This window comes from Streptomyces cathayae (assembly GCF_029760955.1).
GTDB lineage: Bacteria > Actinomycetota > Actinomycetes > Streptomycetales > Streptomycetaceae > Streptomyces > Streptomyces cathayae.
The window spans coordinates 6842527-6858473 of the sequence record NZ_CP121682.1; the positions used below are offsets into that span (position 1 = coordinate 6842527).

Annotated in this window: 18 protein-coding genes; 5 read left to right on the top strand and 13 right to left on the bottom strand. The window is 71.4% G+C overall.

The genetic code is table 11. The features are described from left to right. Positions 1-11: 11 nt before the first annotated feature. The 5 genes from PYS65_RS31345 to PYS65_RS31365 all read right to left on the bottom strand — a co-directional run bounded on the left by PYS65_RS31345 (position 12) and on the right by PYS65_RS31365 (position 3001). A complete protein-coding gene (locus PYS65_RS31345; protein ID WP_279337304.1) occupies positions 12-542 on the bottom strand; it encodes an SRPBCC family protein in 531 nt (176 codons plus the stop codon). A 191-nt stretch (positions 543-733) separates the two neighbouring features. Beyond that, complete coding sequence (locus PYS65_RS31350) at positions 734-1159, bottom strand: GNAT family N-acetyltransferase (RefSeq protein WP_279337305.1); 426 nt, start codon at positions 1157-1159, stop codon at positions 734-736. 61 nt (positions 1160-1220) lie between these two features. Beyond that, positions 1221-1805: a hypothetical protein gene (locus tag PYS65_RS31355; protein ID WP_279337306.1), complete on the bottom strand. Its 585-nt coding sequence runs from the start codon at positions 1803-1805 to the stop codon at positions 1221-1223. A 135-nt stretch (positions 1806-1940) separates the two neighbouring features. Beyond that, positions 1941-2147, bottom strand: a complete 207-nt coding sequence (locus PYS65_RS31360) for a DUF397 domain-containing protein (protein WP_279337307.1) — start codon at positions 2145-2147, stop codon at positions 1941-1943. Further along, a complete protein-coding gene (locus PYS65_RS31365) occupies positions 2144-3001 on the bottom strand; it encodes a helix-turn-helix domain-containing protein (RefSeq protein WP_279337308.1) in 858 nt (285 codons plus the stop codon). Before PYS65_RS31365 ends, PYS65_RS31360 begins: the two co-directional genes overlap by 4 nt. 108 nt (positions 3002-3109) lie before the next feature. Between PYS65_RS31365 and PYS65_RS31370 the strand changes: the two genes are divergently transcribed. Further along, the gene (locus PYS65_RS31370; protein ID WP_279337309.1) at positions 3110-3343 is read left to right on the top strand and encodes a hypothetical protein; all 234 of its coding nucleotides are present in this window, start codon (positions 3110-3112) and stop codon (positions 3341-3343) included. Between the two features lie 184 nt (positions 3344-3527). On the opposite strand, the gene PYS65_RS31375 is transcribed toward PYS65_RS31370, so the two are convergent. Further along, positions 3528-4016, bottom strand: a complete 489-nt coding sequence (locus tag PYS65_RS31375; protein WP_279338136.1) for a hypothetical protein — start codon at positions 4014-4016, stop codon at positions 3528-3530. Between the two features lie 269 nt (positions 4017-4285). Further along, positions 4286-4678: a DUF5997 family protein gene (locus PYS65_RS31380; protein WP_279337310.1), complete on the bottom strand. Its 393-nt coding sequence runs from the start codon at positions 4676-4678 to the stop codon at positions 4286-4288. A 71-nt stretch (positions 4679-4749) separates the two neighbouring features. On the opposite strand from PYS65_RS31380, the gene PYS65_RS31385 reads away from it, so the two are divergent. Then, complete coding sequence (locus tag PYS65_RS31385; protein WP_279337311.1) at positions 4750-5559, top strand: LysR family transcriptional regulator substrate-binding protein; 810 nt, start codon at positions 4750-4752, stop codon at positions 5557-5559. A gap of 26 nt (positions 5560-5585) precedes the next feature. Here the strand turns inward: PYS65_RS31385 and PYS65_RS31390 are convergent, their stop codons facing one another. Beyond that, positions 5586-6335: a DUF4142 domain-containing protein gene (locus PYS65_RS31390; protein ID WP_279337312.1), complete on the bottom strand. Its 750-nt coding sequence runs from the start codon at positions 6333-6335 to the stop codon at positions 5586-5588. 488 nt (positions 6336-6823) lie between these two features. On the opposite strand from PYS65_RS31390, the gene PYS65_RS31395 reads away from it, so the two are divergent. Further along, the gene (locus tag PYS65_RS31395) at positions 6824-7894 is read left to right on the top strand and encodes a lactonase family protein (RefSeq protein ID WP_279337313.1); all 1071 of its coding nucleotides are present in this window, start codon (positions 6824-6826) and stop codon (positions 7892-7894) included. Between the two features lie 108 nt (positions 7895-8002). Here PYS65_RS31395 and PYS65_RS31400 read toward each other — a convergent pair whose 3' ends face one another. Together PYS65_RS31400 and PYS65_RS31405 are read right to left on the bottom strand one after the other, a co-directional pair. Then, on the bottom strand, positions 8003-8926 hold the full coding sequence (locus tag PYS65_RS31400) for a sirohydrochlorin chelatase (RefSeq protein ID WP_279337314.1): 924 nt from the start codon (positions 8924-8926) through the stop codon (positions 8003-8005). Between the two features lie 84 nt (positions 8927-9010). Then, positions 9011-10042 carry an N-acetylglucosamine kinase gene (locus tag PYS65_RS31405; RefSeq protein WP_279337315.1) on the bottom strand — a complete coding sequence of 344 codons (1032 nt, stop codon included), beginning with the start codon at positions 10040-10042 and terminating at the stop codon, positions 9011-9013. 122 nt (positions 10043-10164) lie between these two features. Between PYS65_RS31405 and PYS65_RS31410 the strand changes: the two genes are divergently transcribed. Then, the gene (locus tag PYS65_RS31410) at positions 10165-10881 is read left to right on the top strand and encodes a uracil-DNA glycosylase (RefSeq protein ID WP_279337316.1); all 717 of its coding nucleotides are present in this window, start codon (positions 10165-10167) and stop codon (positions 10879-10881) included. Between the two features lie 133 nt (positions 10882-11014). Here the strand turns inward: PYS65_RS31410 and PYS65_RS31415 are convergent, their stop codons facing one another. Then, complete coding sequence (locus PYS65_RS31415; protein WP_279337317.1) at positions 11015-12175, bottom strand: WD40/YVTN/BNR-like repeat-containing protein; 1161 nt, start codon at positions 12173-12175, stop codon at positions 11015-11017. 52 nt (positions 12176-12227) lie between these two features. Continuing rightward, positions 12228-13946, bottom strand: a complete 1719-nt coding sequence (locus PYS65_RS31420; RefSeq protein WP_279337318.1) for a DNA alkylation response protein — start codon at positions 13944-13946, stop codon at positions 12228-12230. A 101-nt stretch (positions 13947-14047) separates the two neighbouring features. Between PYS65_RS31420 and PYS65_RS31425 the strand changes: the two genes are divergently transcribed. Then, positions 14048-14815, top strand: coding sequence for a PaaX family transcriptional regulator C-terminal domain-containing protein (locus PYS65_RS31425; protein WP_279337319.1), 768 nt, complete (start codon positions 14048-14050; stop codon positions 14813-14815). Between the two features lie 148 nt (positions 14816-14963). Here PYS65_RS31425 and PYS65_RS31430 read toward each other — a convergent pair whose 3' ends face one another. After that, entirely contained in the window at positions 14964-15767 is an 804-nt protein-coding gene (locus PYS65_RS31430; RefSeq protein ID WP_279337320.1) for a pectate lyase, read from the bottom strand. Between the last annotated feature and the right edge of the window lie 180 nt (positions 15768-15947).

Below are 15947 nucleotides of genomic sequence, written 5' to 3' on the forward strand. Positions count from 1 at the left end.
CGCTGCCCGGATCACTGCTGCTCTTCGGCAAGCCTCTTGATGCCGTGAAGGGTGGTCTCCATCCCCGCGTGCAGTTCTTTCAGCCGGAAGGAAATGATCTCCTCCTCCCGATCCGGCCAGCGCTCGATGGCCAGAGTGACCCCGTTGCGGCCCGGCCCGATGAGGGCCGACTGCCGCAGCCGGGTGCCCTCGCCCTCGGCCTCGAGTTCGTAGCGCCAGGACGCCATAGGCTTCGCCGGATCCAGCGTCGGCTCTCCGAACCGGCCGTCCGCATCCGTGACGGCCCAGGCGAACACCCATGGTTCGTCCACCTCGACCACGTGGGAGACGGTTCGCCACTCGCCGAGCTTGTCGTGGCGGTTGTAGCCCTCGAAGCGCGCACCCACCACGGGCCGGTCCGCGCCGTCGAGCCATACGACGCGCTGCAGCTCCGGACTGAGCCGGGCAGGCAGATGGACGTCCGTCACCAGCTCCCAGACCCGCGGTAAGGCTGCCTCGACATGAACATCGCAGTGCACACGTGGACCATCGGCGAATCGCACGTCAGTCTCCCTCGGTTCGGACTCCCTGATCATCTGAGATCTTGATGTATCTCGCAACAGTTTTTGGCCTCGTCGGCTCGTCCAGAAGCGGGCGCACGGGTGAGGCCCCTGGGCGCAGGGGTACTGGCGGCGGCCGAGGTGCTCTTCGACGGCATTGAGAAGCACGTCGTCACCGCGGGCAGGAGAGGAGGTCAGGACAGCAGCAGTTGGTAGACGGCCCGGTGCTTGCCGGGACCCTTGAAGTCCCTGTGGATCGAGACGCCGTTCACTTCCATCTCTCCGGGCACATTGTGGAAACCGAGCGAGAGCCAGGTGGCCTGAGCGCCGGTGTTCTCGGGTTCGGACGTCAAGTAGAGACGGGAGCAGCCCCAGGAGACGGCTCGCAGCCGTACGTGTTCCAGCAGGGTCTTCGCCACGCCGAGCCTGCGGTGGCCGGGACTGGTCATCACGTCCTGGATGTAGACCTCCTCGGGATCTTCCTGACTGCGGAACGCCATGACCGCACCGGCCACTTCCCCGTCGATCAGGGCGACCGGGCACGAGGAGGCGAAAAGGTGCGCGTACAGCCAGTAGTCCGACGCGGTACGGGGGCTGATGTAAGGGGGTCCCTGCTCCATCAACTTGATGACGTCGGGGATCAGGTCCTGGCGAAGGGGGTGACGTGCATGGCGGTGGGTCTCACTCCGGTTGGTGGATCAATTGGGTCAGCAGGCGGGCGGCGGTGGCGGGGTCGGTGGCCTCCGTGACGCTGCGGCCGACGATGAGCACGTCCCATTCGGGGCTGCGCAGCACCATCCGGTCGGTCGAGCTGAAACCGCCGGACACGGCGACCGGCAGCCTCGTCCAGCTGTGGAGCGCCTGGGAGCGGGCCAGGGGATGGTTGCTCCCGACCCCGATGTCGATGTCGGTGGTGATGGCGAAGCCGTCCACACCGGCCTGCTCCCTGTCGGCGATCCAGTGCGCGGAGACATGTCCGGACGGTACGTCCAGCAGGATGGGCACGCCCAGCCGCCGCCCCGCGTCGACAGCTGCCGACACGCTCGCGATGGTGGCCGGCCCGATGAGGAAGACCGCGTCCGCTCCGTACTCGGCCGTCGGCACCACCTGGTCGCGTCCCCAGTCGGCCGACATCATCTCCGCGACGACGGTGGTGTGGGGGACGGCTCGCTTGATCCGCTCCACGGCGGTGACACCCACCGTCTTGATCAACGGATCGCCGACCTCGATGAACTCGGCACCCGCCGAGGCCACGGCCTGTGCCACTTCGACGGGCCTGGTCCAGGTCGTGCAGGTCCAGCGCGATCCGAATGGACCTGTCACCCCGCAACCGCCGATAGGCGTCGGGAGGCGGAAGTGGCGCGGACGAGCCCGTTGTTGCGCTCCGGAACTCCAGCGGTGCTACAGAGCCGCGAGCGCCACGAACGCGGTCCACTCGGCCTGGCCGACCCGCAGTACGGGCCCGCCGTCCACGGCCTTCGAGTCCCGTACATACACGGTGTCCGAGCCGACGGCCACCTCTACGCAGTCCCCGCCGCTCGTTCCGCTGTAGCTGCTCTTGAACCAGGCGAGTTCACTGGACTGCTCGATGCCCTGATCGGTGCTCATAGCTCCCCTGCCATGCGCTCGATGAGACGGGAGGACTCCTCGGTGTTGAGGGCCTGCGTGCGCAGCATCCCATACCGCAGCCAGAACTCGCTGACCTCGTGCCGGTCGGACCTGACGCTTACGACGTCCTGTGCCTCGATGTACGCGAACTGCTTGCGGTCAGTCGACTCGATCAGCACCATCGGCCCGTTGAGTCCGCTGTGGGCACCTCGGACCGTGGGCATGACCTGGAGTTCGACGTTGCGCATCTTCGAGCACATCAGCAGGTGCTCCAACTGTCCTTGCATGATGGCAGTGCTGCGGACCCCCCGCAGGATCGCTGCTTCCTCCACGACGAACACGAAGACCATGGGCGGGTTCTTGCGGCTCAGCAGCGCCTGACGCGCAAGGCGAGCCGCGACCCTTTGCTCGACGATCTCATCGGACAGAGGCGGAAAATGCGCTTCAAGCAGCGCCTGTGCGTATGCCTCGGTTTGCAGCAACCCGGGAATCAACAGGGGGTCGTACGAGAACCTGCTCACCGCCTCGGCCTCCAGCAGGGCGAAGTCCTGGAAGAAGACGGGCAGTTTGGCCCGGTCCACGTCCTCCTGGAGCACCCGCAGCGCCCCGCCCGCCTCCAGCACCCGCTCCGCGGCTTCCGTGAAGGCCGCCTTGGCCGGTCTCCGCCCCTGCTCGACGGAAGCGACCTGCTCCATCGAGTAGTCGATCGCCTCGGCGAGGGCCTGCTGGGTGAGGCCGGCGCGTTCGCGGAAGAGGCGGACGAGCTTGCCGTAGGCGCTCCAGGCTGCCGGGCGTTCCTTGTCCGGCCGGCGCTGACCGGTGGTTCCGCATTCCCGCTGGGTCGTCCTGCTCATCACGCCCCCTGTTCTGCGCAGTGGTTCCTTGTGACGGCAACGATCGGTGAGCCGTTCCGGCCACGGGCTTCGACCCGTACACCTGCCGTACGAAGCCGTACAGCGGCCGTGCTGGACGAGGGAGTGGTGGAGCCCGGTGACGACCGGCACCACATCGCCACCCTGCGCGACTACCGCAGCCTCATGAGACTCGCGCACGACGCCAGAAAGCCCATGTTCGATCTGAAGGCCGCCGACGGTGCGCTCGGCAGCACCCAGAAGTACGTGCAGACCTGCTACCGGGAGTTCCGCAGCCTGGCGGAAGGCGTACTGGCGCGCACACAAGAACTCGGCAGCGGGTGATGGGACCGTCCCCGCGTCTGAGGGAGACATCGAAGACTCGGAAGGATGTCGAGCGTCCCTGCTCCCCGTGAGTACCCCGAGGAACTCCGTGAGCGGGCGACGTGGTCGGTGGTCGAGGCCCGCAGGGGCCCGGCCGGTCGGCTCGGCGCGATCAGGCGGACCACTGATCAGCCCGGCGAGGCACTCACCAGCCGTCCGGCTCCGTCGGTTCCGGGCCGGGTGGGGTCAGGACGGCGAGGGTGCCGGTGGCTGTGCGCAGGGCCTGTTCGAGGGTGGTGGGGCAGTGCAGGGTGCCGGTGCCGTCGGGAGGGACGAGCCATTCCAGGCGGCCGGTGGGGCGGTACGGCGGGGGGACCGCCACCCAGGAGCCACGGCTGACGTGCCGCACGCCGAACCCGACCCACTGGCCGGACGGGTCGGGCGGCAGGAAGAATCCGACTCTGCGTGCCATGACATCCACCAGGGTGGGCCCGGGCACCTTCAGCGGATCGCTCCACAGGAGGTCCAGGGCGAGCAGTCCGAGCCGGTCGGGAACGCTCAGCACGTCCCAGTACCGTCCTGCGGCGAGCAGTGCCGTCCCCGTGCCGTGGTCCCATTCCCGTTTGCACTGCCGAGGGTCTTTGGCCGCCGCGGCCAGCCATTCGACGGCCTGTCTCCATCCGGTGCTCTGCATGTCCCACCCCGCGCACGGTCGGCTGCGCCGCTGCGGGCGCGTGCTGGTCACGGGCCGACGGTCGTCCGCGTGCCGACCCGGCGTGCAGCCATGGTCGTAGATATTTCTATGTGACGGAAGGGGTGGGGCAGGCTCGCGTTCCGTCGGCATCGCGGCACGCGGGGGCGCGTGCGGACGAGAACACCCCCGAGGGGAAAGCCCGTGCGGGGGTGTTCGAGGTCGTTCGGGGGTGTTCGGTGGTGAGGGAAGGAGCGGTGGGGATCGGCCGATCAGTCGTTGCGCTTCGCGCGCTCCTCGTTCCGCTGCTGGATGCGCTCCGCCTCCTTGCGGACCTCCGCCTGGGTGGCCTGCTCCCGCTCCAGCCACTCGGGGCGCTCCTCCCGCAGAGCCTTGATCTGCTCCGTGGTGAGGGGCTCGGTGATTCCGCCGCGGGCGAGACCCGAGATGGAGATGCCCAGCCTGGCCGCGACCACCGGGCGGGGGTGCGGGCCGTTGCGCCGCAGGTCGCGCAGCCACTGGGGCGGGTCCGCCTGGAGCGCGTTCAGCTCGGCGCGTGAGACGACACCCTCCCGGAATTCGGCGGGGGTGGCCTCGAGGTACACACCCAGCTTCTTCGCCGCGGTCGCGGGCTTCATCGTCTGGGTGCTCTGGTGCGACGTCATGGTGTCCAGGGTATCGACCGTGTGCGCGACCGCCGACCACGATCGGTGGACGGGGCCGGTAGCCTGGCCGGGTGACAGGCTCGGATGTGCCCCCATCGTTCCGGCTCGTGTACGCACCCGGGGTGATGCCCGGCAAGTGGGCACGCGTCTGGAACGAGCGACTGCCCGGTGTCCCGCTGACCCTCACCCAGGTGCCCGCAGCACAGGCGGCCGACCTGCTGCTGAACGGGGACGCCGACGCGGGCCTCGTCCGGCTGCCCGTCGACCGGACGGTGTTCAGCGCGATTCCCCTCTACAGCGAGCAGACGGTCGTCGTGGTTCCCAAGGACCACCTCGTGACGGCGGTCGACGAGGTGGCCCCCGAGGATCTGGCCGACGAGATCGTGCTGCACCCCCTCGACGACGTCCTCCTGTGGGAGACCCTGCCCGGGAAGCCCGCTCTCGAACGGCCCGCGACCACCGCCGACGCCGTCCAGCTCGTCGCGGCCGGGATCGGTGTGCTCGTCGTACCGCTGTCCCTGGCGCGGCTGCACCACCGCAAGGACCTCACTCACCGGCCGCTCAGGGACGCCCCCGAGTCGACCGTGGCGCTGGCGTGGCCCGAGGCCGCGACCACCGACTCGGTGGAGGACTTCATCGGGATCGTCCGTGGCCGGACCGTCAACAGCACCCGGGGCCGCACCCGGCCCCAGCCTTCCGCGCAGGAGAAGCAGAAGAAGCAGAAGAAGCAGGAGAAGCAGGAGAAGCCCGGGCGGGCCGCCGAGAAGGGCGGTGCCCGTCGGCAGCAGGCGGCAGGCGGGCCGGCCGGCGGCGGGCGGCGGAAGGGCACCGGCGGCACACCGAAGAACCCGCGCCGGGGCAACCCCCGCCGCGGGTCCTGACGTCCGTCTCCCGGGTTCCGGGGCGCCTACTTCACCGCCTCACCGGGCGTCGGCGCCGGGGAGACCGTGTTGAGGTCCTTCAGCTCCTCGGGGATCTCGAGCACCAGCACCGGGGCGCCCGCCTGCGGAGCCGGCGGCGTCACCTGCTCCCGGGGCATCTTGGGCGGGCTGGTCTGCTGGAAGTTGACCTGTTCGTGATTGACCAGTCCGGTCTTCTCCAGGACCGTGATGTGGTCGAGCACGGTGTCGTTGGCCTGGTCCGCCAGCTGCCGCACCAGGGTGTTCCTGGTGTTGGCCCGGACCTTGGCGATCACCGAGAAGATCTGGCCGTGCGTCACCCGCATGATGTTCACGGCCGTGGTGTCGAACTCCTTGTCGTTGGTGGCCTTGATGGTCTCCACGAACTGCTCCTGCTGGGGCGAGGCCTGGTTGGGCAGGGTGATGCCCAGCTCGAGGGAGATCCTGCGGCAGCTCTCGTCGAGCCGTCCGTGCCCCACGACCAGGTGCTCGCCCACCTCCTTCATCTCCGGCGTCGTGCCCCGCTCCATCGACAGCAGGCCCAGGGGGTGCTCCCACAGTCCGGCGGCGCGCACCTTGACCACGAAGTCACGGTCGGCCTCGGTCAGTTGGCCGTACTGCGTATTGGCGACGACCCGGTCCTGGGTGCTCGAGGTGTTCTGCACGCCCAGCATGGTGGGGTAGGCGAGCGCGGAGAGGGTGAGAACCATGGCTCCGCCCACGAACGCGGTTCCTGCCGTGCTGCGCGAGATGCGCATCGTTCCTCCTGGTGTATCAACAGCCCAACGCCAGGGAGTACGGACGGCGGTGGCGAAACAATCACCGTTCCGGAAGGAATCTTCTGCCGTCGGCACCCGGTGACGACGGCCGGTGCGGCCCTGCGATGCCGTCGGCCCCGCCCGGCAGGCCGGCACCCAGGCGGCCACGACGGGCCGCCCCCGTGTGACCAGGGCGTTCTTGCTGCCGAGGGTGCTCCCGTCCAGATTTCGTCCAGCAGGGTGACGCCGTCGCGGCTCCGGGAGGGGGGAGGCACCGGAGCCGGAAGTGCCGAAGATCACACGTGACTCCGAGCGTCGGGAGCAGGTGTGCGATGCCTGGGCGGACGAACGGCGGGCTTTGGTCTAGACCTGGAGGGATCGGCTGCTAGCGTCGCTCCGGTCGGGAGGAAACCGGCCGGAGACCGGTGCAGGCCGGTGGAGACCGGCAGGAGCAGCCGCGGACGGCGGGGAACCGGAGGGGATCAGGCGTGACGGACGGCAGACGGCGGGCGTTCATCGGATCGTTCACGGCGGCGGGAGGCCCGGGCATCGTCACCACCGCTGTCGCCCCCGAGGACGGCGCACTGACCGTCCTGGGCACCCTGAAGGATCTGCCCGACCCCTCCTGCCTGACGCTCTCGCCCGACGGAAGGACGCTCTACGCGGTCAGCGAGACGGCCGAAGGGGCCGTGGCCGCGTACCGGGTGCCCGGTACCGGGGCGGGGGACGTGCTGGAGCCGGCCGGCCCTCCGGTGCCGGTCCACGCGAACGGGCCGACTCACCTCTGCGTCTTCGCCGGACACGTCCTCACCGCCAACTACGGCTCCGGCAGCGTCACCGCCGTCCCCGTCCGCGCCGACGGCGGCCTGGGACGGTCCGCGTCCGGGGTGTTCCGGCACACCGGCCCGGGTCCCCACCCGCAGGGACGGCAGGGGTCGCGCGCCCACCAGATACTGCCGGACCCGAGCGGCCGCTGGGCGGTCGGCGTCGACCTCGGTACGGACTCGGTGCGGGTGTACGAGCTGGCCGACGGCGCTCCCGAGCAGCGCCGGGAGGTCGCGCTGCGCCCCGGCTCCGGCCCCCGGCACCTGGCCTTCCATCCGGACGGCACACGCGCGTACGTCCTCAACGAACTCAGCCCCACCCTGGTCGTCTGCCGCTGGGACGCCGCCGAGGGCGCGCTCCGGCCGCTGGCCGAGATCCCGGTCCTGCCCGGCACCCCGGCGGGCGACGCCTACCCGTCGGATGTCGCCGTCTCGCCCGACGGGCGCTTCGTGTGGACCGCGACCCGCGGCGAGGACGTGCTGTCGGTTCTCGCGGTCGAGACAGACGCAGAGGGGGCGGCAGGGACGGACGGGGCGGCCGGGCTGCGGCTGACCGCCACCGTGCCCTGCGGCGGTCACTGGCCCCGCGCGCTCACCGAGTCCCGCGGCTTCCTGTACGTCGCGAACGAACGCTCCGGGGACGTGACCTGGTTCGCGGTCGACCCGGACACGGGCGTACCGCGGCGCGGCGGTGCGATCCCGGTGGCGGCGGCGTCCTGCGTGGTCGTCGGCTGAGAGCCGCCACCCCGGCGGGCGCAAAGCCGAAAGGCCCGCTTTGACCACTGGAACGGAAGTGGTCGGAGCGAGCCCTTCGGCGTCGTGCGAGCGGATGAGCCGCCCCGGTCAGTGCGCCGGAGCGCTCTGCGCCTGCTGCGGGGCGATGCCCAGCGCGGACGTGTACTTGGCAAGGGCGAGCTTGCCGATCGCCGGGTAGGGGCCCAGCGCCTCGGAGGCGGAGCAGTCGATCTCCTTCGCGGCCTCCTCGACCAGGCTCGCGTCGATCTCGGGACCGATCAGGTACGGCGCGAGAGCCAGCTGCTGCGAACCGGAGTTGCGCAGCTGCTCGGCCACCGACGCGATCGAGCCCTCCTCGTCCAGGGCTGCCGCGATCACCGGCACGGCGAGACGCGCGGCGAGCAGCATGCCGGTGATCCCGGCCGCCTGCACGGCCTCGTCACCGCCCACGGAGGCGAGGATGATGCCGTCCGCGGCGGTCGCCACGGTGAACAGCCGGGCCCGGTCGGCGCGGGCCAGACCGGCCTCGGACAGTCGCACGTGCAGAGCCTCCGCGAGCAGCGGGTGCGGACCGAGCACATCGGTCAGCTCGGCGGCGACGCGGCTGTCCATCAGCGCCTGACGGACCTGGCGCAGCAGCGCGCTGTCCGGACCGGCGAGCAGCGGCACGACGACGGCGACGGGGCCGTCAGGTTCCTTGACGTCCATGCCGGCGGCACGAGCCTGCTCGAAGCGGGCGGTGCGCTCCTCGGCGGCGTGCGCGAGTACCGCCTGCAGCGTGGGAAACTCCTCGTCGTCTCCGTCGAGGTAACCGATCCGAGCGTCCAGGCCGGGGAGTTCGGAGCGGGCGATGCTCACGACCTCGTCCGCGAGGGAACGGGTGGCGCTGCTCGGAGTACCCGGCACGGCGAGGACGAGCGCGGGCGCGCCCTCGGGAGCCACCAGAGGCTCGGGACGGCGGTGCCGTCCGGGCTGGCGGGGGCGCGGCATTCGTACTGGCAGGCCGGACGCGGGCCCAGTGGGGGTGCTCATGGAGCGGAATGTTAGTGGTTTCCTGGGCTCCTCTGTTCGGGGAGGGTACGTCTGCGAGACATCCATCCGGATATGTCTGTTGTGTTATGTGTCGGCGCCGGGAGCGACGGTGTCCCCTCCACCTGCCGGACTCGTCACGCACAGCATCTTCTCGTCACTCGGAAGGGTGAACGAGCCGGTCGCGAGGTCGGTGGCGATGCACACCGCCCCATGCAGCGGATTGCCCTTGGCCGCCACCCGTCGAGCCCCCGGCAGCCGCTTGGCCAACTCCTCGTCCAGGGGTGCGAGAAGCGGGGCGCCCATGTTGAACAGGCCACCGGTGAGCGCCACCAGAGGCTCGACCGCACCCGCACCCGCACCCGTCTCCGGGTAGACGGCCGCCGCCGAGTCGGCCATGTGCCGGGCCGCTGCCCGCAGGATGTCCGCGGCGACGGCGTCGTCGTCGGCGCACTCCGCCACCCGGGGTGCGAAGGAGGCGAGGACGGCCGCCCGGTCGGTGCGCGGGTACAGGTGGCCGGGCAGCGCGGCCGCCGGGCCGAACATCTCCTCGGCGCACGCCAGCAGCCGGCCGGAGCCGCCGCCCCGTCCGTCGTGGGCGCGCAGCGCCGCCTCCAGCCCCGCCCGTCCGATCCACGCGCCGCCGCCGCAGTCGCCGAGCAGATGCCCCCAGCCGTCCGCCCGGCGCCACCCGGTCAGATCGGTGCCGACGGCGATCAGACCCGTGCCGGCGGCGATCACGGCACCCGGCCGGGGCCCCAGGGCGCCGACGTAGGCGGTGACGGCGTCGGCGGCCAGTGCCACCCGCCGTACCCCCAGCTCCCGGGCCAGCGCCCCCGGCAGCTCGGCGCGCAGCGCGTCCCCGAGGCTGGCCAGCCCGGCCGCACCGACGGCCGCCGTGTCCAGCCGCCCGATCCCGGCCTCGGCGGCCAGCCCCCGTGCCATGGGCACGAGTTGCTCCATGAGATGCCCCGGGTCGATTCCCCGGGAACCGGTCCGCACCGGTTCACCGGAAGCGCCCCGGGCGAGCGGACCGCGCCCGGCGGCACCGACGACGACACGCAGTCCGGAGCCCCCGGAATCCACGGCGACGAATCCGGGCCCGGCGGACGAAGACACCGCGTCCCCCCACCTCCTCGACGACCATGACGGGGAGGAACACTAGCGCCCGGACGGCTTCCGGCGCAGGGGCCGGACCGCTTGGTACGGGCTGTCGGTGCGAGCCACTAGAGTGATCCGGCGTGGCACCACGACCCTTGCATGAACTTGTTGAGCCCGGCTGGGCGAAGGCCCTGGAACCGGTGGCCGGACGCATCGCGGCCATGGGGGACTTCCTGCGCGCCGAGGTGGCGGCCGGCCGGACGTACCTCCCGGCGGGAGCGAACGTGCTGCGGGCGTTCCAGCAACCCTTCGACGACGTAAGGGTCCTGATCGTCGGTCAGGACCCGTACCCCACACCGGGAATGGCGATCGGCCTGAGTTTCGCGGTCTCGCCGGACGTGCGGTCGCTGCCGGGCAGCCTGGAGAACATCTACCGGGAACTGAACGCGGACCTGGGCCTGCCCAGGCCCGCCAACGGCGATCTGACCCCGTGGACCGAGCAGGGGGTCCTGCTGCTCAACAGGGCGCTCACCACCGCCCCGCGCAAGCCGGCCGCCCACCGGGGCAAGGGCTGGGAGGAGGTCACGGAGCAGGCGATCCGTGCCCTCGCCGCGCGGGGAGGCCCGTTGGTGTCGATCCTGTGGGGCCGGGACGCGCGCAATCTGCGTCCGCTGCTCGGGGACTATCCCGCCATCGAGTCGGCTCATCCCTCGCCGATGTCGGCGGACCGGGGCTTCTTCGGCTCGCGCCCGTTCAGCCGGGCCAACGACTTCCTGGTCCGGCAGGGCGCCGACCCCGTCGACTGGCGGCTGCCGTCGGCCCAGGAGACGAACGCGGCGGTTCAGCAGGGCCGTTGACGCGGGTCCCCGGGCCCGTCAGGAGGACGGACCCGACGACCCGAGTCCCGCGGTGCGCATCAGTCCGGTCCGCACTGCGGGGCCTGGGATCTCTCCGGTCCTCACCCCCTCAACCCCCTCAGTCCTCAGCCCTTCAGACCACTGCGGCCCGCACGCACAACACGTCCGGCAGATGCGCCGCGAGCTGCTGCCAGCTGTCGCCGTCGTCGGCCGACGCGTACACCTCGCCGTTACGGTTGCCGAAGTACACGCCCGCGGGGTCGGCGCCGTCGTGACACATCGCGTCACGCAGCACCGTGCCGTAGTGGTCGCCCTGCGGCAGCCCCTCGGTGAGCGGCTCCCAGCTCCCGCCCGCGTCCGTGGTGCGGAAGACACGGCAGCGCCGGCCGGCCGGGACCCGGTCGGAGTCGGCGTTGATCGGGAACACGTACGCCGTGTCACCTCGATGCGGATGCGCCACCACCGCGAAACCGAACGTCGACGGCAGACCCCCGCCGATGTCCGTCCACCGCGCGCCCGCGTCGTCGCTGCGGTACACACCCCAGTGGTTCTGCAGATACAGCCGGTCCGGTGTCACCGCGTCCCGGGCGACCTTGTGCACGCACTGCCCGAACTCCGGGTTCGGATCCGGCAGGAACACCGCGGAGACACCGGAGTTGGAGGGGGCCCAGCTGACGCCGCCGTCGCGGGTGCGGAACACGCCCGCCGCGGACACGGCCACCGTCACCGCACGCGGATCCCGCTCGTCGGTCAGCACGGTGTGCAGACCCTCGCCGCCACCGCCCGGCACCCACTTCGAGCGGGTCGGATGCTCCCACAGCGGACGGACCAGCTCGAAGGTCTCCCCGCGGTCCTCCGAGCGGTAGAGCGCGGCCGGTTCCGTGCCCGCGTACACCACGTCCGGCTCCGCCGCGGCCGGATGAAGCTGCCAGACCCGCTCCAGCGACGCCCCCGTGTCCTTGGGGAACCTGACGGCGGGCCGCGCCGGTTCGGTCCAGGTGCGGCCCAGGTCGTCGGAGTGGAACACGGACGGGCCCCAGTGCGCGCTGTCCCCGCCGACCAGCAGCCGGGGGACCGCGCCCCGGGTGTCGACGGCGATCGAGTACACCGCCTGGGCGTTGAAGCAGGGGCTGTCGTCGAACTCCCAGACGCCGCCCCGCCGGCGCCCGATGAACAGGCCTTTGCGGGTGCCCACGGCGAGCAGTACCTCGGTCATGCCGATCACCTCCGCGACGTCGCCGACGCCCTCGCCGACGCATCCGTTCCGAACACCGGCCAGTCTGCACCCCGCCACTGACAGTCACTTTTGGATCAGGCGTCGTCGCAGGTCGGACCGGTGCGGCGGCCTACGGGGCCGGAAGCGCGCGGTCCACGATCGAACCCAGATCGGCCCCGTCGGGCAGCGTGCCGAACGAGTGCCCCCAGTCACCGCCGAGCCGCGTCGCACAGAAGGCGTCGGCGACCGCGGACGGGGCGTGCCGGACGAGGAGGGAGCCCTGGAGGACCAGGGCCAACTGCTCCACCAGCCGCCGGGCCCCCGCCTGCGAACCCTGTGCCAGACGGTCCTCGAGCCGGCTCACGGCCGCGTCCAGCCGGGCGTCCGCCCCGCGGCTGAGCGCGAGTTCGGCGAAGAACGCCTGCGCCGTGGCCGTGTCCCGGCCCAGCGCCCGCAGCACGTCGAGGGCGTTGACGTTGCCCGAGCCCTCCCAGATCGACAGCAGCGGGGCCTCGCGGTAGTGCCGGGGCATGCCCGACTCCTCGACGTAGCCGTTGCCGCCCAGGCACTCCAGCGCCTCGGCGGTGAAGGCCGGGCCCCGTTTGGTGACCCAGTACTTGCCGACGGCGGTCGCGATCCGGCGGAACGCGGCCTCCTGCGCGTCCCCGCGCACCGCGCGGTCGGCCGCCCCGGCGAGTCGCAGGGTCAGCGCCGTCGCGGCCTCCGACTCCAGGGCGAGATCGGCCAGCACGTTGCGCATCAGCGGCTGGTCGATCAGCCGGGCCCCGAAGGCACTGCGGTGGCGCACGTGGTGCCCTGCCTCGACGAGCGTCTTGCGCATCAGCGCCGCCGACATCATCACGCAGTCCAGCCGGGTGCAGTTGACCATCTCGATGATGGTCTTCACGCCCTGCCCCTCCGGGCCGACCAGCCAGGCGACGGTCCCGTCGAACTCCGGCTCGCAGGACGCGTTGGACCGGTTGCCCAGCTTGTCCTTCAGCCGCTGGATACGGAACGTGTTGCGCGTACCGTCGGGCAGCACGCGCGGCAGCAGGAAGCACGACAGACCCCCCGGGGCCTGCGCCAGCACCAGGAACACGTCGCACATCGGCGCCGACGTGAACCACTTGTGTCCCCGCAGCGTGTACACACCGGGCTCCGCGGTCGGCGTCGCCCTCGTGGTGTTGGTCCGGACGTCGGAGCCGCCCTGCTTCTCCGTCATCCCCATGCCGGCCAGCAGCCCGCGCTTCTCGCCCGGCACCCGCAGGCCCGGCTCGTACTCCCGGCCGGTCAGCAACGGCTCGTACACCCGGGCCAGCTCCGGCTGCCGGCGCAGGACGGGCACCGCCGCGTACGTCATGGAGGTCGGGCAGCCGTGCCCCGCGTCCGTGTGCCCCCACACGAGTCCGCCGGCGGTGCGCGCGACATGGGCGCCGGGCCGGTCGTCCGCCCAGGGCGCGCCGGCCAGCCCTTCGACGACGGCCGTGCGCATCAGGTGGTGCCAGCTCGGATGGAACTCGACCTCGTCGATCCGGTTGCCGTACCGGTCGTGCGTGCGCAGCTCGGGCTCGTGGCGGTTGGCCTGTTCGCTCCACTCCTGCACCCGGGCACTGCCGGCCAGCCTGCCGAGCCGCCGCAGATCCTCCTCCGCCCAGCCGGCGCCCTCGCGCCGCACCCCCTCCAGGAGGGCGGTGTCGTCGGAGGCGTCGTAGGGGGTCAGGGGAGCGGGCTGGTTCAGAACGTCGTGCGTGGCGTACCCGCGGGGTGCCGCGAGTGCCTCCGGTGCCGCGTGTCCCCCGGGAGAGGCGGTGAGTCCGCCGTGCTGCTCGTGCGCGATTGTCGTGGCCATACACCGAGTGTTGCATTATTTCTGCGGCTGCAGCAATGATACAACATATGGCGTCCGGCAGTGCACCGCGGGGCGACAAGCGCGCCGTACAGTACGGATCCATGCGGATGAACGACCTGGAGCCAACCGGTGACCTGCGGCTACGTCCCCTGTCCGCGCGGTCGGTCGTGCTGAGCCTGCTGCTCGGCACGCACCCGCCACAGCTTTCGGCGCGGGAACTGGGGCGACTCGTGGAGCGCTTCGGCGTCGGCGGGTCCACGCTGCGGGCCGCCCTCAGCCGGATGGTGGCCGCCGGTGATCTGGTGCGCACCGAGACCGGTGCCGGCTACCGCCTCAGTGACCGGTTGCTCGACCGCCAGACCCGCCAGGACGAGGCCGTACGGCCGAGCACGCGCGCGTGGGACGGCGACTGGGAGATGGTGGTGATCACCGCGACGGGACGTGGTCCCGCCGAGCGGGCGGAGCTGCGCACCCGGCTGACCGCCCTCCGGCTCGCCGAACTCCGCGAGGGCGTGTGGCTCCGGCCGGCCAACCTGGACCGCCCGCTGTCCGTGCCTCTCGGCCGGGTGGCCCAGCACTACACGGCCCGCCCCGGCCGGCCCGCCGCCGACCTGGCCGGGAGTCTGTGGGCGCTGGACGCCTGGGCGGGCACGGCCCGCGCGCTCCTCGCGCACATCGACGGCGCCGACCGTCCCGCCGACCGGCTCACCGCTTTCGCGGCCGTCGTGCGCCACCTGCTCACCGATCCCGTCCTGCCTGCGGCCCTCCTCCCCGCCGACTGGCCGGGCGAGGCGCTGCGGGCCGCGTACACCGACTACCGGCGTGAACTCATCGGCGAGATCCGCGCGAGCGTGGGCGGGCGGAGGTAGCGCGGACGGGGCCGGCGGTGACGGGGCCGGCCGGCGGCGGGCGGGGCGGGCGGCGGGCCCGGCACGGCGCGGCGGCCGTACGGAGCACCGCGCGGGGCGCTCCGTACGGCCGCCGCCTCACCGTGGGGGGCCGTTGTGCCGGGAAGGGCTACTTGTAGGTGATGTCGGACGATCCGTACTTGCAGTACGTGCCGTCGGCGTTCGAGCCGTTGGTGCTGGGCTCCTTGCCGGTGTTGTTGCCGATGTACTTCTGGCAGGGGATGATCTTCTTGCTGCTGTCCCCGACGACCGTGATGTTGCGCAGGGACACGCTGTCGCCGTAGTTGGTGTTGATCCCGGCGATCCTGCCGCCCTTCCAGTTCACCTCGATCGTGTTGAGGTTGATGGTGCGCTTGTACTGCGTGGAGCAGTTGCCGCAGGAGCGCACGAAGGTGCCGAAGTTCTTGACCGCGAAGTTCGACACGTTCAGCGTCCCGGCGCCGTTGAACTGGAACACCTTGTCGCTGGCTTCCTTCGCCCCGCCGCCGCTGACGGTGTAGACGGCTGACGAGGACTTGCCCTTGAAGGTCGCCGCGTCCTCGCCGACGTCCTCCCACCACACGTTCTGCAGCGTGCAGGACCCCTTGCAGTGGACGCCGTCGGCGGCCGGGGCGCCGAGGATGACGTTCTTCAGGACCGCGCCGTCCGCCAGCTCCAGGATCGGGCCCTGGTCCTCGTCCTGGCTGCCGGATCCCAGGGCGCCGGTGCCGTAGAGGCGCTTCATCCCGTAGTCCTTGGTGCCGGACACCGAGATGGTGGAGGAGACGCCCTCGCTGCCGTTGGGAGACGGCCAGGTGGCGGCGCCGGCCGGGGAGACGCCGGCTGTCATAAGCATGCCAACCGAGAGTCCGAGGGTGGCCAGTGCGCCGGTCAGCGCCCGCCCACGGGCGCGCGGTGTTGTCACCGAAGTCATGTTCCGGTTCCTTCTGTCGTGATGTGGGGGTGTCGGCGACGCGGGGTGCGGAGGTGCGGAGGTGCCATGGATGCGTGAGGTTCACGTCGCTGAACGGAAGGTAGAGGGAAAGCGCTTTCTGGTCAACGTCCCGTGCGGCAGCTATTCAGCCATCTGCAGCCGTAGTGAGCGCGTTCTTCT